The organism is Paenibacillus sp. JT31N11, assembly GCF_056269285.1.
This window is the reverse complement of record NZ_JBWDNQ010000016.1, coordinates 131,228-156,929: the sequence shown is the minus strand read 5'-3', so window position 1 is coordinate 156,929 and position 25,702 is coordinate 131,228. Positions and strand designations below refer to the sequence as shown.

The following is a 25,702-nucleotide window of genomic DNA, read 5'->3' as shown; positions in this document are numbered from 1 at the left end:
TCGCGACACCATAGCTTAACGACCTTCCTCACCAGCCGTAAGAATAGTATAGAACACCGCACCAAAATTTTCATTACTCTGTGGTGCCCCGAGAGGGGCATGGATGGCTAACGGAGACCATAGTTTAAAGCAACACGACAGCAGCCGGCACATAATCGGCTGCTCTTTTGTTGAAGTGAAGGGCAGGTAGCAAAGTGCCTAATTGTATATGCATCGTCAAATATCATAAAATAAGATATGACTAAAAAAACAGCACTTATTTTGACAACTATTCTATTTCTTCCATTTTTGGGCGCCTATCTATGGTTTTATGGGAGTTTTGGGCGCTATTTGCTCAGGCTCATGTTTGGAGTGGCTGCTTTTGATAGTATCTGGCCAGCCACGGCTCTCTTTCTTTTGGCCAATTTGGTTTTTGTGGCTAATATTTACCAGCTTTGCCGTGGGCGCTTTTACAAATGGTTTGTTTGGTTAGAAGGCATCGTGTATTTTCTAAGTAGCATGATTTTTATTCTTTTCAAGACTTACGGTGATGGCATTGCCGGGGTTAATCTGCAGTGGCGGGCGGTCTTCTGGAATTCTCATGCAGAAACTTTGGCCAATATCCTGATTTTTATTCCTATCGGTTGGATGCTTTATCTGCTGTTGCGAGGTTTCTGGCGGACAATGCTCGCGGGATTGGCTTTGGTCCTGCTGATTGAGCTCTCTCAATATGTTTTTCGTCTAGGTATCACGGATGTTGTGGATGTGATGACCAATATGACGGGGATTTTGGTAGGTTTTCTGATCATTGCTGTAATCCGACTCTTTGGCGTCAAACTTTATGCCAGAGGGATTTATTGGGCTTTTAGACAACAAGGTTAGCAGACAACGCATATCGTTAGTTTAACTTCGAAGGGCAGCCGCGCGGCTGCCCTTCACTCCGCAACGGGCAGGGTAGCGAAATAAAAGACGTTTTAGGTGGTGAGCAATTGAAACCGTTTCATAATTTTGATAACGACCTATGGTTCACTTTTGAAGAACATTGCAAAGGCAAACATTACATAGTTGGAAATCCTCATACTTTTCATGGGAGAATTTCAGCGTATTGCCTACATAAAGATGTGTTCTTTAATGTTTCACTTGAGGAAATAGGCGATATGTCTCTAGCTACTAAGTATTGGATTAAGGGTTTCTTATCAGGGAATGAACCATCACCTCCGGTCGATGAAGAAGGTGATACATATCCGCCGACACATGAAAATAACATTCATTGGGATAAAAGCGTTGCTTTGTTTCATAAAACAGGTTATTGGTATTCGGGTGAAAGGAATTGTAGGATTTGCGGGATAAAATTATTAAATTCTTGTACTGATTTTGAGTGTGAAATTGTTAGAAGAGAAATAGTGTTCAACCATGTTGCAAGGAGGTAGGATTATTGAAAAGCTTAGGTGTCGCAATTTTGGTTTCGGGTATAGGTTTAATGGGGTTAAGCGGATTAGAAAAGGTGTTAATCTTTGTTGCTTTGTCAAGTAGAACAATGGATGGAGTGAAGGGCTTGACTCCACCATATATTTGGGGTATTACAAATTGGACTTTTTTTATCGGGTTATTTCTTACTATATTAGGTTCTGTGTTTTTTGCTGATACTGTCATTAAAGAGCGAGGCGATCAACTCAACTAACGGGTATGATAGCGCAATGAGCCAGGCTGCCTATACAATTAGTAGCCTGTTAAGTTAATGGGTATGCTAGTGAGGAGCTTGCCGCGTGACAGCTCCTTTTTCGTTTGTTGTGCAATAGGTTTTGGTTCAACGTACAGTGGCGTAAACAGCTGAGGCACCTAATTCATGCTTTTCGAGCTTGACGGTGAAAATGGTTGGCGTCAATATAGTTTATAGAATTACTGTTCAATTATGAACTGTCTATATTAGAACTATTATTAGGAGGATTAATAAATGAACTATTCCGACCCGCAAGTAAAACAAGCGATCGAGGTGCTGCAATCGTTCATGGCCGTGACGCGAACAACGTCGGATTTTACGCGCCGCAATGCGGAAAGTCTAGGACTTACGATACTTGGAATGTCCATCGTGAATACCTTATACCGAGCACCGGGCTTAACGTTGAAAGAACTGGGGGTGAAACTGCAATCATCTAAGAGCACGATAAGTGTCAGCGTAGAAGGGCTTGTGCAGTCTGAAATTGTGGAACGAGAACAGGCAGAAGGAAATAGACGGGAAGTCAACGTGACATTGACCGCGAAAGGAGGGGAACTCGCCCAGCGTTCCATCCGGCAGGCGTATTCCTACAGGGCAATGATGGCAGCGCTCCAGTCTGTTGACAAGGGACAAATCCAACAAATGCTAGATACTCATGCACAAATATTGGATGTACTCAATCAATTCGACATCGATTCGGAAATGGCGTAATAATGAAAAATGGTAATTAAGAAATATATGAAATTAAGATGCCACATTCAATAAGAAAATGTATCACGCAATGTTCCGTTAGGCACGCTTTCCCTCTATTGGTCATTTTTAGTATTTGAAAAGTCATGTCCGCCTATAAATGAGAACACAGAAACAACTCATTTTTTCTTGATATTCTTAAAAATGAGGACGAACAAAAAACATAGAAGAGCTACAAATAACACTATGACTACAATGCCAAAGAGACTTATTACGTGCTACAGCTGCTCCTTCAACTATGTTCATATAGGAATTATCCTCCGAAACATGAAAGAAAAACTGCTAGGCCTGTATAAATATGGTAGAATTTCATGAAATGTATGAGGATCTGCGGTACAGCTATCTGTTGGATCGAATGCGCCAGGAGCTTGAGCTTGATTTTAAATGTGTCCAGACTTTTGACTGTTCAAATATTTAGGCGTTTTGGTGCGCCTACCGCGGTTTTCAAAACTGATTTTCCCCCAGTACTTCTGGTGACATCGATATGCTCATGACTAACTTTCCGTCTGACGATAGAAAGATCAACCAATCTTCTAACCGATACTATAATTATATAAGTGCGCTTGGAAGGCTATTTATTGATGAAAAGTCGGATATGCAATAGTACTGCAATATGGGTTGGTTACTCTTCTTTGAGGGAGGTTACTGTCTAGTTCCTTCTTGAGCGAACGGATCTCGATAGAATAATAAAGACATTTTGAAGAAGGAGCTGCCGCGGCAGCTCCTTCTTCACTTTTATGGACTTGTTCAACAAACATGGTGTCTTGTTCAGATGTCCTTCATTGCTAACGTTCTTAACATGGTAGAATCACTGTTTTTATTATCTGTTCTTTTGTAGCTTATCTGAGTCCTCTAGATTTTTGAAAAAAATGATTTTATCATCGACTTTCTCCAGCGTCTTTTCAAGTTCCTTCATTTGATCGATAACTTTCCTGCGATAAGTTTCCATGAATTCTCGTCGAGCTGTTATTGTGGAGACTTTACTATTTTTCAAGGCGATAAACTCCTGCATCTCCCGAATGGGCATCCCCATCGCTCGAAAGTAACTTAAGACTTGAAACCATACGATATCGGATTCTGAATACTTACGATATCCATTTTCGTCCCGTTCTATACCGTCAATTAACCCGATTTGCTCATAGTATCGTAATGTATGGATGCTTAATCCGGTCTCTTCAGAAACGTGTTTGCTTGAAAATTTGTTTTCCATAATCCTTATTATAGCATTGATTCGAAGTGTATTGCTATCGAGTGCACTCAATACTTTATCATTGCACATGTAAGTAATCATTCATTTTAGGAGGACTTCATTATGCGTGTTTTTGTCACAGGAGCCACGGGCTTCATCGGTTCGGCCGTCGTCCGCGAACTCATCGTTGCAGGGCATCAGGTCGTCGGCCTTGCCCGCTCGGACAAGGCTGTTGCAGCATTGAGTGCGGCCGGAGCCGTTGTGCATCACGGTGCCCTCGACGACCTCGACAGCCTTCGCAGCGGCGCCGCCGCAGCGGACGGCGTCATTCACCTGGCCTTCATTCACGACTTCTCGGACTTTGCGGCCGCCGCCGAGACCGATAGGCTGGCGATCGAGGCGATCGGAGCAGCGCTCGAGGGCTCCGACAAACCTTTCGTAGTCACCTCGGGGACGCTCATGCTCACACCAGGACGCCTCGGGACGGAAGGGGACGCGCCGATCCCGACTACGCCGCGGCGCTCGGAAGAAGCGGCGATTGCGCTGGTTAAGCGCGGGGTGCGATCATCAATCGTCCGTCTCGCACCGTCTGTGCACGGCCCGGGCGATCATGGCTTCGTCCCGACCCTTATCGACATCGCCCGCACCAAGGGTGTCTCCGCCTACATCGGCGACGGGTCCAACCGATGGTCGGCCGTGCATCGCCTCGATGCGGCGCGCCTGTTCCGTTTGGCGGTGGAAGCCGCGCCGGCGGGCTCACGGCTGCACGGGGTCGGCGATGAGGGTGTGCCATTCCGTGATATCGCTGGTGTCATCGGTCGCCACCTGAACCTGCCGGTGGTCAGCATTTCCCGTGAAGAGGCAGACGTCCATTTCGGCTGGCTTTCCTTCGCCGCATCAGCCGACAACCCGACGTCGAGCCTATTAACCCAGGAACGCTTGGGATGGCGGCCAGAGCACGCCTCACTGATCCCGGACCTCGAAGAGGGTCACTATTTCAAAAACTGAACGCCCATCGATCGTTGTCGATTACAAGGAGGTATGAAACATGTCATTGCAAAATCATCGTGCCGTCATCATAGGAGGTACTTCGGGTATTGGCCTGGCAGTCGCGAAATCATTCCTCACCCAAGGTGCTCAGGTCATCGTCGCCGGCCGGTCACAGAATAAAGTAGACGCGGCGAAGAAGAACCTTGGTCAGACAGCACAAGGGCAAGTACTGGATTTCCGGGATGAAAGCCAGACGAAACAATTCTTTGAGAACATTGGCCCCTTCGATGACCTCGTCGTTACGGCCGCCGGAGATTCGGCTATGACGCCTTTTGATACTTTGCCCGCCGATCATGCAAGGGCAGCGTTCGATAGCAAGTTCTGGGGACAATACGTGAGTGTGAAAGCCGCATTGCCATTCATCAAGAAGTCCGGGTCAATCACACTGACCTCCGGTGCATTTAGCATACGCCCGGCACAAGGCTCCTCGACGGTGGCTGCGATCAACTCAGCTATTGATGGGCTTGTTCGCGGCTTGGCGGTGGATTTGGCACCGATTCGAGTCAACGCAGTGTCGCCTGGGGTGGTGGATACACCCATTTTCAGCAAGATGGACGAGGAAAGTCGCGAAGCGATGTTCCAAGCGATTGCGCAATCACTTTTGCTGAAGCATATTGCAAAGCCTGAAGAGATCGCCGAGGCGTATGTGTACTTGGCTAAAAATACATTTACGACCGGCTCTGTCATTCAAATCGAAGGCGGCGCGATCCTTTCGTAATTCTGTTCGTCATTCGACCCAAACATCGCCGTACCGGACAAATTTTGCTCGGTGCGGCAATTTTATTACTTGCTGGTTAGCAGAAAACCGATTGTAAGAACTTAACGGGTATGATAACGCAATTGGACCAGGCTGCCCGAGAGATAGGCAGCCTATTCAGCTAATTTCAACAACAGAGAAGGTATTGCAGCGGGAGTGTTTGAAATGATTATCGCTGTTACTCAATTGCTATCTAAAGACTCTGAAGCCGGAAGCAGTATTCTTATCGCGGTTGGGCTCAGAACCATAATATTTGCCGCCCTTGTCTTCCTGATTATTAATATGTACCGCGGAAAAAACTGGGCCCGTTTAGCTCTAACAATACTTCTCGGTGGGATTGGAACTTTTTCCTTGCTAATTGGTCCAATCAATTGGATCTTAGAAGGAAATTCGCTTGAGAAAGCGTTTACTGGTATGACATTATACTCCAGTTTGTTCGGGTTAAGTCGAATGGTTCATTTGTCTTCAGTAATTACTGCATTGATTCTAATGTATCGGCCCGCTGCTAATAAATACTTTCGAGTAGTTGCATAAGAGATGGATGGCTGAGCTAACGGAGAACGATAGCGCAACAACCAGGCCATTAAAGTAACGGGTACGATAATTGAATAAAAGACGGGATTGCAGTCGGTCGGAATGATCGGCTGCATTTCGTTGAACGGTCAGTTATAGAGGAGAATAACCCCATTTCATTAGTCTCGTTTAATCTTCGCAACCGATTTTGGATCCGAAAACGAATTCATTTTATCTGGTTGACCGGATTGCAAACATCCTATAAAATTTTATTAAGTGTATACTTTAGGGTAATGAGCTTACTTAAAGGTAAGGGGATGATTTATAATGATTCATCAGCTTGAATGTCCAGTGGAGACAATCATTCATGTTCTAGGCGGCAAATGGAAACCATTGATTTTATGGCATTTGATACAATCCAATAAGCGATTCAACGATCTGGAAAAGCTTATACCGGATGTTTCTCAAAAAATGCTTTCACAACATCTACGGGACTTGGAACGAGAGGGTATAATCGATAGAACAGTCTACCCCACCGTCCCTCCAAAAGTAGAATATTCCCTTAGTGAATATGGAAAAACATTGATTCCTGTAGCAGAAGTCATGTGTGCTTGGGGAGAAAACCATAATAAGCGGAAATATGAAGAATCTGCTTCTTAAAGCTGGTTCAATTTATTTGCACACTAATTCAAGGACTCATAGCAAAAGCTGCCACGGGATTTTCCCTGGCAGCTTTTACTATTTACAGTCAATCTTCCTTTAAGATTTTCGCCGTGGACCAAACTGGATAACCCTTTCTGCTTATTGCTTACTTTTAAGTAAGCACCCTACATTAAAGTGGGTTCTTATCAAGATTTTTAAACGATGATAAGCTTAAGTCAATCCAGAGATGAAATATCGGGAGTCAATTATAAAAGGAGGAAAAAAAGATGAAAATTATTGTTTTCGGAGCAACGGGAAATACGGGGAGAAGAGCGCTTGTGCAAGGGTGTAAAATGGGACATGAAATGACCGCATTCGTGCGAAACTCCGAGAAGTTTTATGAACAGCAAGGAGACCGTTCCGCCAAACATGTAAAGGTGATCGTGGACGATATCATAAACCCAGTAAGCGTCGGCGAGGCGCTCTCGCATCAAGACGCCGCTATTATTGCTGCCGGCCATGCAGGTCAAGGAGATGAGTTCGTTCGTCTCGTTGATAACATTATAAGCCAATGTGAAATCCATCCTAGTTTTTCCGGGAGGGTATGGGTAATGGGAGGTGCCGGCCTGCTGGATATTCCATATACGGATCTCATTGGCAACAATCTGCCCGGCTTCCCGCCTGCGTATAAAAATCACAACCGGAATTTTGAACGACTGCTGCAGTCTGAGCTCGATTGGTCAATTATGTGTCCGGGAACCATGATGGATTCGATAGAGCCTCCGGCGTCGGCTCATCTGCATGTGACAACGGAAACCTTGCCCATATCCATTCCGAAGACGATTAAGGAATTTTCCGAGGCCGATATAGCCGGTTACTTGTTCAGTCGGCTTCAAGAGCTGGATGTTGCTTATGATGATGTCGTGAAATGCATGCTGGACCATATCGAGCCCGGAGGGCCATTTAAGAGAAAAAGGGTCGGTCTCGCCTATCAAAGCGATATTCCGGTGCGCTAAGGAGCAAGAAGGGAGATGATCAGTTTGTTTGGATGGCTCCTCGTTTTCCATATATTGGCTTCTATCGCGGTAATCGGTCCCGCTATCGTGGTACCCTTCATTCGAAGGTCCGCTAGAACCGCCGGCCAGTTGCGCTTTGCTTTTGATGCAACGAACAAGCTTGCCATCCTGCCTAAAATTGGCGGAGCCGTACTTATTATTACCGGGGTTTGGCTTATGATCATAACCAAGATGGGGTTGTCCCAAATGTGGCTAAATATATCGATCCTTTTATCGCTGCTCATGATCGCCACGATCGAGGGATTGATCGGGCCGCGCATGAAAAAGATCATGGAGATTGTATCTATAAGTCAAAGCAAAGGGGATGAAGTACCCTCCGAGCTCGGTCGATTGATGAAAAAGATCGTACCGATCGAGACGGCGTCACAGCTGCTTATGATTGCCATAACCGTGCTTATGGTCCTTAAGCCATTCTAAAGAAGCCGTCAACCCTTTAACAATCGGCCCCTGGGTAGCAATTCAACTCTGAAGAGAGTTGGTATACAAGACCCTTTCAATAGAATACGGGGAATGAATATGTATATTTACTCCTGGTTCTGTAAAAAGTAACCATGAGGTATAAAACCATGACAAAAAGAAATTTAGTTTTCGGAATTTTACTGATTTCGCTCATTTCATTTGGATATTCAACCTATGCATTCCAGTTTGACGATCCATGTCAACGGACGATCCTTACTGTTTTGGCCCCAAAAATTCAAGAAGAAATAAATAAATACTACAAAAACAAGCTTACAGAATCTCCAACATTTGCTCCTTATCTTGGTGGTAATCGTGTTGAATTCAAAACGTTCACTTCACATATTGATGTGAACGTAACACTGATCCCTTATGTTGGTCCACATCTTGACGTTGGCAAGGACATGATTAAATTTCAAATAGATAATAATGGAAACGTTGAAGTTATAAATTATAATCATATTGAGGACTATAAACTATTACCTAACTGGCAACACATAATTAATTAAGAAGTTGAGCTGCAGGGTACTGCGTTAGTAAAGGAGGAGCTTTTCATGCAGACACAGCTCATCTTCGTTAAAGTTACGGGCACGTTAGTGAGGAGTTGCCATGCGGCAGCTCCTTTTTCGTATGTTGAAGTAATGGGCAGGATAAGGCGACAAATCGTCGAATACACCTACAAACAAAAAGAAAGGATGAGTCGGATAAGCATTCATCATTTCGAAGTCTTAATGGCACGCTTTAAGAATAAAGAATTTGGAATCGAAGAACTACAAAGTAGAAATTCATTAAAAGAAGACTTAACTAGAATGTCAGGATGATAGCACGGCTGCCGCGCGACAGCACCTCACTAAGTAACGGGACACGAGAGTTTAACAATACTTTAAGACGAGGCTGCTATAATCGATCGGCAGCCTCGTTTTGATTATGGGAAGGATCGTTATCAGCATACAAAAATACTGGAGTGGATTCTATGAACACACAAGAACGGGTTGTTCCCGTGCTGAATATCATTGGACCTGTTGGCATTGGAAAGTCGAGTACCGCAGATGCCATATCAGAAATTCTGGGGCATGACTATACTCTTCCGCATGCGGTAGTCGACCTTGATTATGTAAGGCATGCATATCCTGCGCCAAGAGAAGATCCTTTCAACATGGAGCTTGGGTTTAAGAATCTTGCTGCTGTCTGGAATAACTATCGCTCTATTGGGGCCAAGTGTCTAATCATCCCAAGTGTCATGGAAAGCAGAGAACATCTGGACAAACTGCGAATGTCAGTACCAGGAGCGGATATATTCGTAGTTCGCCTTGTTGCATCACTTGAAGTCAATCATGCTCGGATACGTGGCAGGGAAAAGACCGTCGATTCACTAAATTGGCATCTACAACGCTCAACCCAACTCACTAAGGAACTCGCCCAAAAGAAATTGGAGCATGTGATTGTAGACACTGAGAGTAAGCTGCCATCTGACATTGGTCAAGAAATCATCCGCAAATGGGGCATCGTTGAGTGGCATGGTTCAAGGTTTGCGCAAGAAAAAGAATAGTCGGACAATTGTTTATCTGGTAACGGTAGGTAGAAACTGGACTATCGAGAGATTTTACGATAACGAAACCGTTCAATCAACTGGGATGTTGATAATTGAACTAATGGGCAGATTACGTTAACGAAAAAACCGGCACAATATGTGCCGGTTAACCAATAATGCCAGAAAGGATGCTCCCAATAAAAGTATAGATACATAATAGTCTATAAAAAATTTCTAGCAGATTCACCGGATATGTGAGCGCTTATTTGCTGTCCGCTGATAATAAAGTTTTAGACTGGTTGCAGCCTCATTAAACGGGGAGGATGGTTTAATTATAAAATATTTGATAACACGAATAAGGCGGCTTGGCTCCCCTTTGACCCATAGCGCAATAATAGCGCGGTTTATGTCGAAAAAAAGTAGACTGATCCCTTCGGACTATAGTAATATAAAGGAAATGAGATCACAGTAATATATTGGAAAATAAGGCAGATTCGAGGAGAAGGGATACATGGGTGCTAAGAATGAGGTTATTGCGGGAGATTACGAGAAAAAGAAAGTGATGGTTACAGCGAAAGGTGCAATAATCGTACTTGGATTTACAACAAGAGTTTACTTAGACAAGACAACTATTGAAGAATATGAAGTAATGGATGAATCGCATACGACTAGTGCAGTAAGTGCTGTCGGGCGTGGACTTGTGGGTTCATTCCTGTTTTGAAAAGTTTTAGGTGTATTCTTATCTGTATAATTGTAAAAAGTTTTGTTACTGGTTGTAATCAACGAAACGCTGATCAAGATGAATTTGTTGTATTTGCACACCACGAAAATATGAATGATGAATTGAGAAATTCACTGTATAAATGTTTTAAAACTCAAAAAATTGAATATCAGGTCGATGATGATATAAATGTATTAGTAAAGAACAAGGATGTTGATCATGCAGTGATGAGTTGTTCGTGAACTTAATCCTGATAAATTCAGCAAGTATTAAGCTAATGGATTATGTTAGCAGATTTATTCCCCTTTTCAGGAAAAGTTTCGTCCAAACCGACGTCCATAATGAAGAAGAAACTCCAAGCGTTTGAGGGAGGAAAGTTTTATGAGGGGCAATTATTAGGTTCTGTGTTTTTTGCTGACACTGTCATTAAAGAGCGAGGGTGATCAACCCAAATAACGGCACGATAGTGAACGGGTTCAGATGAACAGAGAACGTCACAGGGTTATCACAGCTTCCTTCCGGACGTCAACGAAATTAAGTTTTTTAGCTCCTTCAGTTCCGATTAGACTTCCTATAGTTGCAATTATCGTGCTTGAAATAACTATCTTTAAAAGATAATATATTCCAGTACCAACAAAAATGTCAAAAATAATAATTTTTTTAATTGTTGAACCTTTGATTGTATAAAATACAATTAGTTTTTTGTTTATCTTCAATTTTAATATCACTGTAATAATAATTTTTTTAATTGTTGAATCTTTGATTGTATAAAATAAAATTAGTTTTTTATTTAGGTTCAATTTTATCATCACCTTCATTCTTTTTCTTAAGTTATGATAATAAATGGTTGTCTTATTCTTGAGTCAAGATGGTTTATTCATTCCTCCTTAGCTTTTTCAGTTAACGAAACTTCTTGTTCGGGCTGGAAAAAGCAGCCGAAATAAATTGCCCCCCTTTTCTTGGCTACCCATCTGGTTGATAGAGTCCCTCATGAAAAAATCGAGCAGCACAAGCAAGAAGCACATCAGAAAAAAGCATCTTCACTGGTGCTAAACCCCATCCTAAAAAAGTTGTACATATATTCACCATCATTGTCGTAGGCAAAGTTCGGTTAGGGTGCATTGACTTAACAAACCTCTCGTGATATATTGTGCATGAACAACATACACAATATATCAAGGAGGTACTGTATGCTGGCATTAGACATTCGAAATTTAAATAAGAAATATCAAAATTTTCAGTTAAAGGATGTATCTTTTCAGCTTGAAAAGGGTTATATTATGGGATTTATCGGTGCCAATGGTGCAGGAAAAACAACCACAATCAAATCGATCTTAAATATGGTTCATATCGATAGCGGTGAGGTCCGTATTCTGGGCAAGAATATGGCCGAACACGAATTGGAATTGAAACAGGAAATCGGCTGGGCATTTGGCGGCATCGATTTTTATATGCGAAGCAAAATGAAAACACTGACCGATGTGATTAAGAAATTTTTTAAAAATTGGGATGATGAAACGTATTACAACTATCTGAGAAGATTCAAATTGGATGAAAACAAAAAAATTGCCGATTTGTCGACAGGAATGAAAGTAAAGTACACTTTGGCCCTAGCCTTATCCCATGGCGCGAAGCTGCTCATCCTCGATGAACCAACAAGCGGACTTGATCCGGTCGCAAGAGATGATCTATTGGATATTTTTCAAGAGCTCGTCATAGATGGCGAAATCAGTATTCTTTTCTCCACTCACATTACATCCGACTTGGAAAAATGCGCGGACTTTATTACCTTTATCGAAAGCGGGCAAATCATCAACAGTTCTGAGAAAGACGAATTTATGGAGTCCTATCGCCTGCTGAACGGTGAAGAGAGCCAACTGAACCAGGTGAAGGAAAAGTTGATTTCCTATAAAACAAATTCGTTCGGCTTTACGGGATTGATTCACTCCCGAGACTTCGATCCCTCTTCCGGCATTAAAGCAACCACGCCGAGTCTTGAGGAAATCATGATTTATTTCGCGAAAAAGGAGGATATGTATGGTTAACTTGGTGATGAAGGATTTAAAATTAGGCGTAAATCCTATGTTTTTCGTATTCCCGTTTCTCATAGGCGCATTAATGCTTGTTCCCGGTTGGTTATATTTTCTCGTTCCTCTGTATTTTTGCTGGATCACGATACCGAATATGTTTGGTGGATTTCGGATTCAGAACGATTTGATCTTTACCTCGATGATGCCTGTAACCAAAAAAGACATGGTGAAAGCAAGGGTGTCCGTTATCGTCATCCTGGAATTATTGCATATTGTGATTGCCATGATCTATGGCATGATAACGATTCGCTTATACCCGAATCTGACCTACTATTTCTTCGGACCATACATGGGTTTTTGGGGACTATGTTTTGTCATGCTTGCGGTCTTCAACATTATCTTTATCTCCATGTATTACAAGACAGCGTATAAATATGGTGCGGCAACGACCGGATCAATTGCGTCCGCTATGCTTTTTGCCGGAATTGCACAATGGTTGGGAATCCAGAATTCTTATTTAGCTGACATTTTCTATGGTGCTGGTGTTGACAATATGGCCCTTCAAACTTCCATCCTGATCGCAGGAATCGTGATATTTATTGCATTCACCATGATTGCTTATCGAATTGCGATTAAACGGTTCCTAAAAGTGGAACTACAATGAACGTAGCTATTTCGAACACATCTGAGAAACCGATTTATCAGCAGCTTTTCGAACAAATCAGCGCCCAAATTCTGAAAGGCGAGTTAGAAAGCGGCTATTGCTTACCGCCAATTCGTCAAGCGGCCCAGGAGCTTCGTATTAGTGTCATCACCGTAAAGAAAGCTTGGGAAGAACTCGAACGACGTGGTTTGATCAATACAGTAACGGGTAAAGGGTGTTTTGTAGCCGAATTCTCATCCAATGAGATGCTGCAAATACGCAACGACATGATCTTGAAACAAATGGTTAGCGACACTTCATACTACAAATCCTTTGGCCTCACCATAGATGAAGTTTTTGAGCTGTTGAAGAAGATTTATTAACAGCCTCCCGATGCGTAGCCGAAAGATAAGTCATATAGAAAACTAAATGCTCACGCAGTCTAAACCTTTATTATCTTCGAACACTGTTGTCTGGTGATAAAAAACTGTGGGATCAGTAAAAAATGTGTGAAGCCGCTGAAGAAAGTCCCGATGAATTTATAAATCATCGGGACTTTCTTTATATTTTGAAGAGGAGTCTCAACTTGTCCAAAATATTAGCTAATTTTACAGTTTAGAAATAGCGGCATCCCAGTCCTCTATAACAAATCACGGGTAATGTTAGTTGTAATAAAAATCAATTTTACTTGTCATATTGGAGTCATCTATAGTATGAAGTTGTTCACTTTTAAACAGTTGATGCTTCATCAAATGATAAGCAACAATACAGGCCACAGTAGACTCTATGACTTCTTCTTTTGAAGCAAAATATTTGTACATGCAGCAGACGAAGGATTTTGACCTCTCAGTACCGGAAAATCAGGCGAAGCTAAAGGCCGTTCAACAGCTCACTCAACTTGCTGCAGAAGCGGGAATGCCATTGGCGCACTTGGCTAACGCGTTTGTCCTGTCGCACCCGGGTGTGACTTCCGTCCTGATCGGCGCACGGAATTCAGAGCAGCTTAAGGATCTATTAGCCGGAGCGGAAGTGGAACTGAACGGGGATACCCTCGACCGGATCGACGAAATCGTTCCACCCGGCACCGAGGTCAATGCAGCGGACAACGTCTTCTCGAATCCGGCCATAGATGACAAGCGCCTGCGCCGCCGCCAATAAACACGCGCCTCCAGGCGATGATCAAAAACAGCAGATTATGAATACCATAAAGTCCTCTCTCCTTCGGGATTGAGGGCTTTTTCTGGATTCCTACAGCCACGACAAGATGATTAACGGTAAGTTTTTAATGAGTTGATTTTGATAGACCTGTACCTTAAACTTCATAGTAGAGCGACCTCCAGATGTGGACTTCAGGGCTTCCTTTTGACCCGTTGTATATTCCCATCGTACAAAGGCGTTTTTTTTATTTACACACAGAAATATCCAGGCTACAGGAATTCTAACAGGAAGCGAGAACTGAATAATCAGCGTGGGGCAGGAGTTAATTTCTACATTAGAAAGGAAGATGCAGGGTGGAGCTATTATTCAAGCAATACGATTATGTAAGACGTACACGGGGGATCCTGTTTAGCTACTGTGAGAAAATGACAGACGATGAATACATAACGGAAATTGAGCAGTTCGGGCGTGGGTCGATTCGTGAAACGCATTTCCATGTTGCGGAATGCTACGCTTTTTGGCTCGGTGAGTTCGGTATGGGGCGCTCTTGCGATTGGAGATTGGAAACGGTTGTGGATGTGGCCGCGATGCGCGGTGTATTTGCGGAAGTCGATCAATTGGTTATCGAATTTCTGGAACGCTTCGCGCTTGAATCGGATTTGCAAATTGAAGGTCAGTTCAATGGACAAAAGTTTACGGCTACACCGCTCTGGCTTTTCACACAAACCGTGACACACGAGTTTCATCACAAGGGGCAAATTGCCACAATGGGACGGATGAAAGGATATATCCCGCCGGACCTGGATTTGATCATGACGGATGGATTGGCGGATAACTAAAGACCAGCCAAGACATATTAATTTACGGGTACGATAGCTCAGAGATGAAAATTTGGTATCTAAATGACTAAACGCCAAACTGTTTTAAATGATGATCCAGGTGCTTGTAAATTCCGATTCCCCATTGCTCGGGAGTAAGTTTTCCGAAAAAGGGATGGGGATGAGTGGAACACCTTTCCGGCCCATTATTCTGGAATGCTATAATATTTTGTTTCAGTATTTCTTTTTCTTGTTCAAACTCTTTTTCTTCTGTAATCAAAATAGCTGGAATAGTGGACATATTGCGGGGTAGCGGCTTGTCGTTATAAAAAAGAGGTTTCACAAACCCTCCGATTAATACCCCTAACCAGCCTCTCGGTGGAAAAGAATTCCCCATTGGAATGTCTTGGAATGATGTGCAGTGAGCCAGCATTTGGGCAACATTCATTTGTCCCCATTGCGATTGTGATTGCGGGCTTAATTTATCGATACGGGCTAAAATTTCCATAGAATGTGTATGATTAAAAATATTCCCCATTATTGTAAATCCCCTTATTTAGAGTATTTCCCTCCGTATTTTAAGTACTATAATTCCATTATATCTTATGCTTTCTCTGTCATTTCTTTTCGATTGCTTTTTTTTGAAAAATGAACTGAGAGGTGTGAGGACTCTAGAAAACACCGTATCTTTTCCAGATTGCCGTTCGTTTATAATTATAGGGTTTGATCCACTAATTCATCAAAATATTTTGATTAATGAGGTGAACGAATATGATCAATATATTTTCTGCCGAGTATCTGATGTTCCAGAATCAATTGGAGATTGAAAAAGAGGCGAAGCAAGCCTGGAAATGGATGAACGGAAAAGAAAAAGACTTGCAGCCCGTCGTTCCCGGGAGCGTCCCGTTGGAAAATATGACTAGACGCTCCCCCCATGGTTGATGTGACAATTGTCATGCCATATTCATGATAACTGCTACTAATCTGTGAATAGGCGATGCGTTAAGATAAGTACATAAGAAAAACGAGGGAGTGTTCAGAATGATCGGAAAAGCAGGCATGATTTGCGGGCTATGTATGATTGCAGTGGGAGAAATCGGCGGACTATTGGGAGCAAGAGAACAAGGTTACGAAATAGGCTCTGCCGCATGCGTAATCATTATGGGGGTTGCGGTCCTGCTGAATCAGAAGCAGCGTCATGGCAATCGCAACCGTAATCGTAACCGCGTTTAAAAACGGACATCAAACCCGATTCAAGAGATCCGATTCATGTCCATTAACAAGACAAAGGAGCATCTGTGCTGCTCCTTTGTCTTGCTTCTATTGTTTATGATTGGTCTGTCCGCAGAGAAAATAGTGTATGATTGAGGTACTGTGAACATGTATCCTGCTGATGCTTGGTGGCCCCGCAATATGCTGCAATATGCCGCGAGATGCGCAGAGATAAGCCAGACTGTGGAGGGAATGGGATGAGTAGAGTGCTGCTAACCGGCTTTGATCCGTTTGGCGGGGAAGCGATTAACCCCGCTTGGGAAGCGGTCAGCCATTTTCACCTTAAGATGTACGAAGGATTTGAGGTGGAGGTCAGGCAAATACCGACGGTGTTCAAAAAATCAATTTATGCACTCAGGCAGATGCTTCTGGATGTAAAGCCGGATGTTGTCATCTGTATCGGACAAGCCGGCGGTCGAAGCGATATGGCGGTCGAACGAGTGGCGATCAATATTGACGATGCCCGCATCCCGGACAACGAGGGAAATCAACCGATCGATGAGCAAATTGTCGTAGACGGTCCGGCAGCGTATTGGTCATCCCTGCCGGTAAAGGCGATTGCAGCACATATACGCCAGGCCGGAATACCAGCCTCTGTATCTCAAAGCGCGGGTACTTTTGTATGCAACCATCTATTTTATGGACTCCAGCATATGATCGCAACGGAGTTTACGAATATTCGAGGCGGCTTCATTCATATACCTTATCTGCCTGTCCAAACTGTCGCACGGCCGCAATTGCCAAGCATGAGCCTGGACGTTATGGTGAAAGCAATTGAAATTGCCGCAAGCATAAGCGTGCAGTACGATAGCGATATTGCCGCTGCTGATGGTCAGCTTTATTAAATTAAAGGATTTATAATTAGTGGTTAGGCAGGGAGGTGCTTCAGCGGAGATGACGAGTGATTACCGTCCTATTCAATCGCCTATATTTCAGCAGGAGCCGGAGCACCCCGGTTACAGGTACCGGGAATATGCCCCGTGCGAGCAACTGGCATCGCATGTCAGTTGTTATTGGACCATTGACTTTCATGCTGATGTCGATAATCAATTACACCGGATCATTCCGGATGGCTGCGTGGATATTATTGTGGACCGCCGGTCGCCGGCCCCCCGGAAGGCCGCCTTTGTCGAAGGACTGATGGATCAATTTGAAGTCTTGCATATTTCCGATGCCAGATCTTTGTTTGGCATTCGTTTTTTTTCGGAATCCGCGCAGTCCATTCTGAAATTCCCCGTCTCCGCATTTATCGGACAGCATGTCTTCCTGGAGGAGATATGGGGAGTTGAAGGGCTGTATATGGTTGAGGAGATCTTAGCTGCCGGTACAGCCTCAGACATGATTGAAATCATGGAACGCAAGCTGCGATATTTATTATGCTCCAGCAGCACTTCACCCAATTCCCTGCTGCTCGCAAGTATGAAATATATGTATGCTTTTAAGGGGAGTATTTCAACATCGGAGCTGGCGGACAAGCTTAGCTTCAGCGAACGGTATCTAAGAAGGACCTTTGCTCAGGAGCTTGGACTCAGCCCGAAGGAAATGCTGGGAATTATTCGATTTCAAAGCATCCTGCAGGAGCTTTGCACCGGCGCATATTCAAGCTTTTCGGACATTGCAGTCAAATACGGCTACTATGATCAATCGCATTTCATTAAAAGCTTCAAGCGTTATTACGGGATACTGCCCAAACAAGTGTAGAACGGACTGAGGAAGTCCGTTTTTTACTATTTTGACGGCATGGAAAAGTCTAATATAGTCATTGAATCCAGTTCAAAGGGGGCATTCAATGTCGATATCCAAGACTACGTCTCAACCGGGTGAAGCTGACATAAGGCGGATTATGCCTTGGCTCCTCTATGTCATCTTTTTCTCCGTTTTGAATGAAACGGTATTTAATGTGTCTACACCGAGTATTGCAGCGCAGTTTCATTTACTTCCTTCCCAAGTCAGTTGGGTAGTCACCATCTTTATTCTTTTCTTTGGGATCGGCTCTATTGTGTTTGGCAGGCTTAGCGACATGTTCAGCCCCAAGCATCTTATGGTGATTGGAATCGCCATTTATGTCGCGAGTTCTGTTCTCGGTTTTATTTTTCATGACAATTACAGCACGGTTATTCTCTTTCGTGCCATTCAGGGACTAGGGGCCTCAGCCATCCCGGCAATAAACAACACGATCATTACCCGCTATTTTACGGCCACAGGCCGCAAGAAAATGTTTGGTTTGGTGACATCGGCATTCTCCTTCGGCGTTGCGGCAGGACCTGTACTCGGCGGATACATTACCGGTCTCGTACACTGGGCGTACTTATTTTTAATTCCGGTATTTACGCTTGCGGCCATCCCCTTTTTCTTGAAAATTCTTCCCGTCGAGGAGAAGAAGCAAGGGAAATTCGATCTTCTTGGCGCTGTTCTTATGAGTTTGACGGTCTCAGGATTAATGTTGTTTTTGACACGATTGAATGTGGCGTACCTTGCGGGTAGTCTCGCTGCAGGCATTTGGTTTGCCATTCATGTCCGGGTACGAGCGAATCCATTTCTTGAAACTGCGCTCTTTAGAAATCCCTTGTACAGAATCGGTGTTATTATCGGATTTCTAATGTTCAGCGCCATTATGACGATGATGTTCCTAATGCCGTTGATGCTGTCCCAGATATACGCTTTAAGTGCCGAGACAATAGGCGTGATCATGTTTCCTGGCGCAATCTGCGCAGCGTTGTGCGGGAAAATAGCTGGCGATATCGTTGTGAAAAGAGGGGCCAGGTATGTTACGTTCACCGGTTTGGGTCTGATCTCTCTTGGCTTCGCACTGATTTGGATTAGCATTGATCAATGGGTATGGTGGATAGCGGCGGCCTTGGTGGTCATGAACACGGGGTATGCTTTTGCTCAAACGTCAATAACCGAAAGCGTGTCCTCAACGCTTCGCAGGGATCAGATTGGAATCGGCATGGGAATATTCAGTCTAGGCATGTTTATTGCGCAAGCGCTGGGAACAGCTGTCGCGGCTAAACTGCTGGATGGCTCCTTCCTGACATTTCAGCTTCACCCATTCGTTGTGGGAAAACAGCCGTTGTTGTTTGTCAATTTAACGCTATTAATGATTCTGGTTATACTCTGCAGTACGTTTATGTATTTCTTATTTTCACGGCGTGCAAGTCAAACCTCCTCTCTAGGAGCTGAGAGTCACGGCAATTAAATTCGATAAGACCGGCATCGCGCTAAGAGCCCGGATATGATCAAGACTGGCCTGATTTTCCATGGTTGATCAGGCCAGCCTTTGTCACGTATTCCTTTGATTTAGATCCTGCTGATCACTCAAGAAACACCTTCGCGAATCCCCTTACTTACCGTCGGATAACCCGCGGGCCGGCGTGCATCGGCGGCTGGATTCCTGAACGCCCCTGCTTTACAGCACGGCCTAATTTTTCGCAGATTGCTTGCTTTCCGTCCGGATATAGTCTTTTCTTTTATGAAAAGAAAGCGAACGGTAGCTGCCTGCCAGCTTGCTGATTTTCGATTGGGACAGGTCTGACGGGCTGGAGAACAGACTTCTGTTCAGCGCGCTCTTCAAACGGACTTTCCCGGGATTGAGCGAATACACATAGTTGCCGTAAGTCTCGAACTCGGAAAACCCGAATTGCTTTTTGCGGTTGATGCTTGCGATGATCGCTTTGTACCACTTCTTTCCGTGCCTTTCCTCGATCCTGTTCTTCAGCGACTCGATCTTCTCCTTGTCAAACATCATATAGTGCGTCACGAAGGAGCGGGGACGGGGAGCCTTCTTCCCAAGGAGCTTGCGGTAGGTGACGAAATACTCCGGCTGGCTCCACCCCCGGCAATAAAACACTTGTTTGCTGTCCACGTAGAATCGGTGAGGCCTGATAAGCACAGTGTCGGCATCCATGACCAAATAATGCTGTTGACCTACGAAGGAACTGCTCCCAAGCTTTAATAGCTGCTGGTACAACCAACCGGACCTTTCCCATTTCTTGGAGTGATAAACGATATGTTTTTTTCGAAGGGGGAGGACGGTGTCTTCATGAACAAAAGTGCAGCCTTTGCGCTTGCAGACAGCTTTGATCTTTTTGTTTTCGGGCGCCACGACGAAGATCTGGCCGATAGGATGCGCCACATGCTTCCTTACGCCCTCGATCACGTGAGGAAGAGTACCCAAATCTTTGGCAATAGCCGGAATGACGACGTCGATTTTGATTCCATCGCCCGATGGCACCTGAGAATCCGCTCCTTTTCATTTGTCCAATGTGTTTGTTCTCCATTTATATATGCCGGAGGCAACCATTCTGGAAGGGGCTAATGAGGGGATTTCGGATCGTAAGCTATCTTCTCGGGGCCATTAATGAAAGCCGACTTTTCTCCAGCAGAAGAGCGGCTTTTTCTTAACCCTATAGAATGTATAAGTTTCACTTGCTGCGCCGCCAAAGAACGGCTTCAGCCGTTTCTTCTTACCCTATAAGAATCTATAAAACACTATACAATACCACCAGAAATCGATGGATTGCCTTCTACTCAGGCGGGAGCCGGTTATTTAAAATAAAGACATAACAGACAGAAGAAGGTGATGGATTTGAGTAAGGCCGACATCTCGATCGATAGCAAGCCTGCCGTCAGCATGGGAAAGAGAGGCGGCCGCCTGCGGCTGATCCGCGGGAATCTCGACATGTATGCGCTGCTGCTTCCGGGGATTATCTTTTTGCTATTGTTTAAATACGCGCCTATGTATGGGATTGTGATCGCCTTTCAGGATTTCAATATTTTTAGCGGCATTTCGGGCAGCGAGTGGGTGGGACTTGCGCAATTCGAGAAGCTGATTCATTCGGATGAGTTTCTGCAGGTGCTTGCCAATACGCTGCTGATCAGTCTGTACAAGATCGTAATCCTGTTTCCGATTCCGATCGTGATCGCACTGCTTCTGAATGAAGTAAGGCGGATGTTCTTCAAGCGCACGATCCAGACCATTATTTATTTGCCGCATTTTCTGTCGTGGGTTATTATTTCGGGCTTGTTCATCAACATCCTTTCGCCTTCGGGGGGATTCGTCAACGAGATTATCCGTTCGTTCGGCGGACAGCCCATTTCCTTCATGACCGACAATCAATTATTCCGCAGTGTGGTTGTATTCACGGCAGGCTGGAAGGAAATCGGGTGGAACGCTATTGTCTTCATAGCCGCCATCGCGGGCATCGAGCAGGAACAATACGAGGCGGCTGCCATCGATGGCGCGGGCCGGATAAGACAGATGCTGTCCATCACCCTGCCGGGCATCATGCCGATAATTATACTGATGCTCATTCTGCGCATCGGCAGCCTGCTGGAAGCCGGGACCGAACAAATTCTGACCATGTACAATCCTCTCGTCTACAAGAGCGGGGACGTAATCGGAACGTACGTATACCGCATGGGTCTGGGGCAGCAGGATTACAGCTTCAGCACGGCCGTTGGCCTGTTCAATTCCGCAGTCGGCTTCCTGCTGATTATGGGCGGGAATATGCTCAGTCGAAAATTTCTTCAGCGAAGCATCTGGTAGGGGGTTAGATACTGTGCACAGCAAAAAAATCGGAGACTATGCGCTGGATGGCGGGATTTATATCATCCTGATCGTCATGGGGCTCGCGACACTGCTCCCCTTCGCGAATGTGCTGTCAAAGTCGATAAGCAAAGAGTGGGCAATCGTGTCAGGCAAAGTCGGGATTATTCCGGTGGGGTTTCAGCTCGATACGCTGCATTATGTCGCAACCTCCGGTCAATTCCTTCATTCATTGCTCATTTCGGCGCTTATTACCGTGATCGGAACGCTGTCGTCCCTGCTGATCACGGCGCTGACAGCCTATCCGCTGTCGAAACGGGAGCTTCCCGGTATGGGTGTTCTCATTGTCTTGTTTATCTTCACGATGATGTTCAACGGAGGCATCATTCCGAATTATTTGCTCATCCGCCAATTGGGCTTGATTAACAATCTGGGTGCGCTTATTCTGCCGGCCTTGATCAGCGTATTCAATTTACTTGTTATCAAAAGCTACTTCGAGAATCTTCCTTCGAGCCTGGAGGAATCCGCCAAGCTGGAAGGAGCGCGGAATTACACCATCCTGTTCCGGATTATCCTTCCGCTGAGCGGACCTGTGCTGGCGACGATCGGACTCTTCTACGCCGTTTATTTCTGGAATGATTATTTTAATCCGATGCTCTATATCAACAGCTCCTCGCTCAAGCCGCTGCAATTATATCTGCAGGACATTGTCATGAATGCCGATACATCCTCGGCCTTGAACAAGAGCGCCGATGATATGATGAACGTTCCGGCGGAAGGGATCAGATCGGCGACGGTCATTGCATCGACCATTCCCATTCTGCTGGTCTATCCTTTCCTGCAGAAATATTTTATCAAGGGCGTATTAATCGGTTCTGTCAAAGGGTGAGCGCACTTTTGCATTAACGCTTTCAGGGATTTTTTGAAAGTTTAATGATATATAATAAATTCAGGGGGTTTTACAATGCGAAAAGGATCCAGGTTAATCATGGTTATGGTCATGGCTGCATTTATTATTGTGGCTATGGCAGCCTGCTCGTCGAACAACGGCGGGGGGAACGCTTCGGGGGATTCGAATACGGCGGCAGATGCGGGAAGTGAAGGAAGCACAGCCGGTAATGACACGGAGTCCAAGCCAACGTTGAAGCGGTTGGACGTCTGGCAGAACGAAGACTACAATACCTATCCTGTTGCCAAAATGCTGGAGGAGAAGACGGGATATAAAGTGCAGTACGACATGCTTCCGCAGGATAAGCCATCCGAGAAGCTCAATCTGCTTATGGCCTCAGGCGAACCGTACGATCTCGTCACCACTTCCAGCGATATGGCGCTCTACTCGGATTATGCCCAGAAGGGGGCGCTGGTCGATCTGACCCCGCTCATCGAGCAATTCGGCCCTAATATCAAAACGTCGATTTCGCAGCAATCCATAGATGCCCTCAAGGTCGACGGCAAGTTATACGCGATTCCGACGTCGATCACCTATCCCGTAAACAGCAGCATCCTCATCCGTACGGACTGGCTGGAGAAGCTGGGCCTGCAGATGCCGACAACGACAGACGAGCTGGTCACCGTTCTTAAGGCGTTCAAGGAGAAGGATCCGGGGGGCAACGGAGATCAGAATGTGCCGCTTACGATCAGGGGGGACCTTCCGATGCTCGATAATATCGTAGGCGCGTTCGGCATGCCGAATACCTGGAACGATGTGGACGGACAACTGGTTCCAAGGCTCCTCGACCCGGCTTACAAGGATTATATCGCTTATACGTCCGATCTTTACAAGCAAGGCCTGCTTGACAAGGAGTTCGTCGCCAACAAAGATGCAACCGCCAAAGAGAAGTTCTCAAGCGGCAAAGCCGGCGCCATTATTGTCCACTGGGCCGACATCCCGACAATCTCCGATGCGATGATCAAGAATCTCCCGGATGCGAAATTCGCTTACGTTCCAGCTTTGAAGGGACCGGCAGGCAAAGCGGGCTTCGCGGCTAATGCGGGCTTCGACCGGCTGACCTTCATTCCGAAAGCCTCCAAGCATCCGGAGGACGCGATCAAATGGATCAACGCAAGCCTGGATGCAGAGACGTTCAAGGATATGGCTATCGGGGAAGAAGGCAAGCACTATACGTTTGAGAACGGCGCTTATACGCCAATCCTGCCGATCTTCACTGATGAACGCAATCTGGCGAACAACTATATGGCGGGAACGGACGAGACCAATTATCCCTTGTACTGGCAGGCCCGTGTTCGCAAAAATCCGGTTATGTTCGAGGCATTCGATTTCCTGAACAACCAGCAGCCTGATGAGGTCAAAATCCCGAATAAGCTTGGTCTTGCGCCGTTTATGCCGGATTACGCCAAGAACAATCTTCAATTGGAATCCATGGTCGGCGATTATACGGTGAAGCTTATCGCGGGTGCCGAATCCTTGTCCGGACTGGAAGCATTCCAGGCCAAATATAAAGCGGCCGGAGAAGAAGCAAGCGCGAAAGAAATCAACGATTGGTACGCGACCCTACAAAAATAACAGAATAGGCGGCGGCAGGTGGTTAGCAGCTTGCCGCTTTCTTTCATTGGAGGAGACTTGGCTATGAATAACACGGAATATTCATTCAAGCGTCAAATTGATACGTATCTGCATGCGGAGGTCATTGTAATCGGCGGCGGTCCTGCGGGCACGGCTGCGGCGATCAGCGCGGCGCGATGCGGCAAGAAGGTCGTACTGCTGGAGAAATCGGCGCAGCTTGGCGGCATGGGGACGCTCGCCAATGTCAGCATATTTATGCCTGTAGGCAATGTAACCGGAATTTACCGGGAGATTATCTCGGAGACGATGGCGGAATATCTGCCGCCGGATCATGATCAGTCCATTGCGCCGCAGTATTCGCCGTTCCTGCTCCGGCAGTATTTGAACGGGAAAATGAAAAAGGAACAGGTGCAGGTCTTTTACCATTGCGAATTCATCGGAACGATTCAGGAGGACAGCCGGATCCGGGCGGTTATCGTATCGACCAGGGAAGGATTGAAGGCTTTCGAGGGAGATTGCTTCATCGATTGTACAGGCGACGCCAGGGCAGCGATCGATGCGGGTGTCCCCTATCACGCCGGCCGGGAAGAAGACGGCTTGACGCAGCCGATGACTTTGATGTTCACCATGCAAAATACCGGCAAGCCCGTCACGCCCGTATTGCCGGAAGGATGCTATGATTACGGGGATGTTACAGATCTGCCGCAGGGACGAAGATTGTATTGGGAGCAAAATAACGATGGCACGCTGCTGGTCAATATGTCTCGTGTCAAAGCGAACGGCGCCAAAATCGAGGATGTCAATTATGCGGAGACCGAAGCGCTGAAGCAGGTGTTCTCCATTGCGTATTACTTGCAGAAAACCGGATTCGAAACCTATGTCTTATCCCATATTGCCCCGCAGACCGGAGTCCGGGAGACGAATCAAATCGAGGGACTCTATACGCTGACCGAGCATGATGTGGTGAGCGGGGCCCGCTTCCCGGATGTGGTCGCGCAGACCAATTATGAGATCGATATTCATAGTCCCGATGCGAAGAAAACAACGGATGAGCGTAAAGTCAGCGGATATGATATACCCTATAGGTGCATGGTATCCGACGCAATCGACAATCTGCTCGTGGCGGGAAGAGCGATCTCCGCAACGCATGTTGCCATGTCCTCCATGCGCGTACAAGCGACTTGTTATGCGCTGGGGCAGGCTGCAGGCGCTGCGGCTGCCGTTTCGCTGGACGAATCCAGCTCGATGAGAAATATTTCAATAGACAAATTGCATGAAATATTAGAACATCAAGGAGTCAGATTTTTGCGGGAATAAGAGTCCGGACG

General features: G+C 45.5%; 32 protein-coding genes. 28 read left to right on the top strand and 4 right to left on the bottom strand.

Features of this window, described 5'->3' with window-relative positions; all coding sequences use genetic code 11:
• Window positions 1-237 precede the first annotated feature (237 nt).
• The 4 genes from AC0YNV_RS34000 to AC0YNV_RS33985 all read left to right on the top strand — a co-directional run bounded on the left by AC0YNV_RS34000 (window position 238) and on the right by AC0YNV_RS33985 (window position 2,407).
• Window positions 238-861 carry a VanZ family protein gene (locus AC0YNV_RS34000; protein ID WP_475772006.1) on the top strand — a complete coding sequence of 208 codons (624 nt, stop codon included), beginning with the start codon at window positions 238-240 and terminating at the stop codon, window positions 859-861.
• A gap of 107 nt (window positions 862-968) precedes the next feature.
• Complete coding sequence (locus AC0YNV_RS33995) at window positions 969-1,409, top strand: hypothetical protein (RefSeq protein ID WP_475772005.1); 441 nt, start codon at window positions 969-971, stop codon at window positions 1,407-1,409.
• Between the two features lie 5 nt (window positions 1,410-1,414).
• The gene (locus AC0YNV_RS33990; RefSeq protein WP_475772004.1) at window positions 1,415-1,660 is read left to right on the top strand and encodes a hypothetical protein; all 246 of its coding nucleotides are present in this window, start codon (window positions 1,415-1,417) and stop codon (window positions 1,658-1,660) included.
• 273 nt (window positions 1,661-1,933) lie between these two features.
• Window positions 1,934-2,407, top strand: coding sequence for a MarR family winged helix-turn-helix transcriptional regulator (locus AC0YNV_RS33985; RefSeq protein ID WP_475772003.1), 474 nt, complete (start codon window positions 1,934-1,936; stop codon window positions 2,405-2,407).
• An 859-nt stretch (window positions 2,408-3,266) separates the two neighbouring features.
• On the opposite strand, the gene AC0YNV_RS33980 is transcribed toward AC0YNV_RS33985, so the two are convergent.
• Window positions 3,267-3,656, bottom strand: coding sequence for a MerR family transcriptional regulator (locus AC0YNV_RS33980; RefSeq protein WP_475772002.1), 390 nt, complete (start codon window positions 3,654-3,656; stop codon window positions 3,267-3,269).
• 102 nt (window positions 3,657-3,758) lie between these two features.
• Between AC0YNV_RS33980 and AC0YNV_RS33975 the strand changes: the two genes are divergently transcribed.
• The 10 genes from AC0YNV_RS33975 (at window position 3,759) to AC0YNV_RS33930 (ending at window position 10,381) form a co-directional block, all read left to right on the top strand.
• Window positions 3,759-4,643, top strand: a complete 885-nt coding sequence (locus AC0YNV_RS33975; RefSeq protein ID WP_475772001.1) for an SDR family oxidoreductase — start codon at window positions 3,759-3,761, stop codon at window positions 4,641-4,643.
• A 40-nt stretch (window positions 4,644-4,683) separates the two neighbouring features.
• A complete protein-coding gene (locus AC0YNV_RS33970; protein WP_475772000.1) occupies window positions 4,684-5,403 on the top strand; it encodes an SDR family oxidoreductase in 720 nt (239 codons plus the stop codon).
• 204 nt (window positions 5,404-5,607) lie between these two features.
• Complete coding sequence (locus AC0YNV_RS33965; protein ID WP_475771999.1) at window positions 5,608-5,976, top strand: hypothetical protein; 369 nt, start codon at window positions 5,608-5,610, stop codon at window positions 5,974-5,976.
• A 306-nt stretch (window positions 5,977-6,282) separates the two neighbouring features.
• Complete coding sequence (locus AC0YNV_RS33960; protein WP_475771998.1) at window positions 6,283-6,615, top strand: winged helix-turn-helix transcriptional regulator; 333 nt, start codon at window positions 6,283-6,285, stop codon at window positions 6,613-6,615.
• Window positions 6,616-6,884: 269 nt separating this feature from the next.
• Window positions 6,885-7,613 (top strand): NAD(P)-dependent oxidoreductase, encoded by a 729-nt coding sequence (locus tag AC0YNV_RS33955; protein ID WP_475771997.1) that lies wholly within the window; start codon window positions 6,885-6,887, stop codon window positions 7,611-7,613.
• Between the two features lie 15 nt (window positions 7,614-7,628).
• Window positions 7,629-8,090: a DUF2269 family protein gene (locus tag AC0YNV_RS33950; RefSeq protein ID WP_475771996.1), complete on the top strand. Its 462-nt coding sequence runs from the start codon at window positions 7,629-7,631 to the stop codon at window positions 8,088-8,090.
• Window positions 8,091-8,239: 149 nt separating this feature from the next.
• Entirely contained in the window at window positions 8,240-8,638 is a 399-nt protein-coding gene (locus tag AC0YNV_RS33945; protein WP_475771995.1) for a DUF3888 domain-containing protein, read from the top strand.
• Window positions 8,639-8,683: 45 nt separating this feature from the next.
• Window positions 8,684-8,950: a hypothetical protein gene (locus AC0YNV_RS33940; protein WP_475771994.1), complete on the top strand. Its 267-nt coding sequence runs from the start codon at window positions 8,684-8,686 to the stop codon at window positions 8,948-8,950.
• 152 nt (window positions 8,951-9,102) lie between these two features.
• Window positions 9,103-9,678 carry a hypothetical protein gene (locus tag AC0YNV_RS33935; protein WP_475771993.1) on the top strand — a complete coding sequence of 192 codons (576 nt, stop codon included), beginning with the start codon at window positions 9,103-9,105 and terminating at the stop codon, window positions 9,676-9,678.
• Window positions 9,679-10,171: 493 nt separating this feature from the next.
• On the top strand, window positions 10,172-10,381 hold the full coding sequence (locus tag AC0YNV_RS33930; RefSeq protein WP_475771992.1) for a hypothetical protein: 210 nt from the start codon (window positions 10,172-10,174) through the stop codon (window positions 10,379-10,381).
• 494 nt (window positions 10,382-10,875) lie between these two features.
• On the opposite strand, the gene AC0YNV_RS33925 is transcribed toward AC0YNV_RS33930, so the two are convergent.
• Window positions 10,876-11,181, bottom strand: a complete 306-nt coding sequence (locus AC0YNV_RS33925; protein ID WP_379114392.1) for a hypothetical protein — start codon at window positions 11,179-11,181, stop codon at window positions 10,876-10,878.
• Between the two features lie 390 nt (window positions 11,182-11,571).
• Here AC0YNV_RS33925 and AC0YNV_RS33920 point away from each other — a divergent pair, with 390 nt between their 5' ends.
• From AC0YNV_RS33920 to AC0YNV_RS33900, 5 genes are all read left to right on the top strand, one after another.
• Entirely contained in the window at window positions 11,572-12,426 is an 855-nt protein-coding gene (locus AC0YNV_RS33920) for an ABC transporter ATP-binding protein (RefSeq protein WP_475772015.1), read from the top strand.
• Window positions 12,419-13,075 carry an ABC-2 transporter permease gene (locus AC0YNV_RS33915; RefSeq protein WP_475771991.1) on the top strand — a complete coding sequence of 219 codons (657 nt, stop codon included), beginning with the start codon at window positions 12,419-12,421 and terminating at the stop codon, window positions 13,073-13,075. The genes AC0YNV_RS33920 and AC0YNV_RS33915 overlap by 8 nt, the downstream gene beginning before the upstream one ends.
• Window positions 13,072-13,437, top strand: a complete 366-nt coding sequence (locus AC0YNV_RS33910; protein WP_210046778.1) for a GntR family transcriptional regulator — start codon at window positions 13,072-13,074, stop codon at window positions 13,435-13,437. Before AC0YNV_RS33915 ends, AC0YNV_RS33910 begins: the two co-directional genes overlap by 4 nt.
• Window positions 13,438-13,840: 403 nt before the next feature.
• Window positions 13,841-14,212, top strand: coding sequence for an aldo/keto reductase (locus tag AC0YNV_RS33905; RefSeq protein WP_475771990.1), 372 nt, complete (start codon window positions 13,841-13,843; stop codon window positions 14,210-14,212).
• A 353-nt stretch (window positions 14,213-14,565) separates the two neighbouring features.
• Window positions 14,566-15,051: a DinB family protein gene (locus AC0YNV_RS33900; RefSeq protein WP_475771989.1), complete on the top strand. Its 486-nt coding sequence runs from the start codon at window positions 14,566-14,568 to the stop codon at window positions 15,049-15,051.
• Between the two features lie 67 nt (window positions 15,052-15,118).
• Here the strand turns inward: AC0YNV_RS33900 and AC0YNV_RS33895 are convergent, their stop codons facing one another.
• Entirely contained in the window at window positions 15,119-15,568 is a 450-nt protein-coding gene (locus tag AC0YNV_RS33895) for a DUF1569 domain-containing protein (protein ID WP_475771988.1), read from the bottom strand.
• A gap of 233 nt (window positions 15,569-15,801) precedes the next feature.
• On the opposite strand from AC0YNV_RS33895, the gene AC0YNV_RS33890 reads away from it, so the two are divergent.
• The 5 genes from AC0YNV_RS33890 to AC0YNV_RS33870 all read left to right on the top strand — a co-directional run bounded on the left by AC0YNV_RS33890 (window position 15,802) and on the right by AC0YNV_RS33870 (window position 19,501).
• Window positions 15,802-15,972, top strand: a complete 171-nt coding sequence (locus AC0YNV_RS33890; RefSeq protein WP_210046774.1) for a hypothetical protein — start codon at window positions 15,802-15,804, stop codon at window positions 15,970-15,972.
• Window positions 15,973-16,071: 99 nt separating this feature from the next.
• Window positions 16,072-16,263 carry a hypothetical protein gene (locus AC0YNV_RS33885; protein ID WP_475771987.1) on the top strand — a complete coding sequence of 64 codons (192 nt, stop codon included), beginning with the start codon at window positions 16,072-16,074 and terminating at the stop codon, window positions 16,261-16,263.
• A 236-nt stretch (window positions 16,264-16,499) separates the two neighbouring features.
• Window positions 16,500-17,147 (top strand): pyroglutamyl-peptidase I, encoded by a 648-nt coding sequence (gene pcp / locus AC0YNV_RS33880; RefSeq protein WP_475771986.1) that lies wholly within the window; start codon window positions 16,500-16,502, stop codon window positions 17,145-17,147.
• Window positions 17,148-17,196: 49 nt separating this feature from the next.
• Window positions 17,197-18,003, top strand: coding sequence for a DUF6597 domain-containing transcriptional factor (locus AC0YNV_RS33875; RefSeq protein ID WP_475771985.1), 807 nt, complete (start codon window positions 17,197-17,199; stop codon window positions 18,001-18,003).
• A gap of 88 nt (window positions 18,004-18,091) precedes the next feature.
• Window positions 18,092-19,501 (top strand): MFS transporter, encoded by a 1,410-nt coding sequence (locus AC0YNV_RS33870; RefSeq protein ID WP_475771984.1) that lies wholly within the window; start codon window positions 18,092-18,094, stop codon window positions 19,499-19,501.
• Between the two features lie 222 nt (window positions 19,502-19,723).
• Here the strand turns inward: AC0YNV_RS33870 and AC0YNV_RS33865 are convergent, their stop codons facing one another.
• Window positions 19,724-20,536, bottom strand: a complete 813-nt coding sequence (locus AC0YNV_RS33865) for a DUF6492 family protein (RefSeq protein WP_475771983.1) — start codon at window positions 20,534-20,536, stop codon at window positions 19,724-19,726.
• Window positions 20,537-20,935: 399 nt separating this feature from the next.
• On the opposite strand from AC0YNV_RS33865, the gene AC0YNV_RS33860 reads away from it, so the two are divergent.
• The 4 genes from AC0YNV_RS33860 (at window position 20,936) to AC0YNV_RS33845 (ending at window position 25,691) form a co-directional block, all read left to right on the top strand.
• Window positions 20,936-21,850, top strand: coding sequence for an ABC transporter permease (locus AC0YNV_RS33860; RefSeq protein WP_475772014.1), 915 nt, complete (start codon window positions 20,936-20,938; stop codon window positions 21,848-21,850).
• A 13-nt stretch (window positions 21,851-21,863) separates the two neighbouring features.
• Window positions 21,864-22,739, top strand: a complete 876-nt coding sequence (locus AC0YNV_RS33855) for a carbohydrate ABC transporter permease (RefSeq protein WP_475771982.1) — start codon at window positions 21,864-21,866, stop codon at window positions 22,737-22,739.
• A gap of 75 nt (window positions 22,740-22,814) precedes the next feature.
• A complete protein-coding gene (locus tag AC0YNV_RS33850) occupies window positions 22,815-24,374 on the top strand; it encodes an extracellular solute-binding protein (protein WP_475771981.1) in 1,560 nt (519 codons plus the stop codon).
• Window positions 24,375-24,437: 63 nt separating this feature from the next.
• Complete coding sequence (locus tag AC0YNV_RS33845) at window positions 24,438-25,691, top strand: FAD-dependent oxidoreductase (RefSeq protein WP_475771980.1); 1,254 nt, start codon at window positions 24,438-24,440, stop codon at window positions 25,689-25,691.
• The last annotated feature ends 11 nt before the right edge of the window (window positions 25,692-25,702 follow it).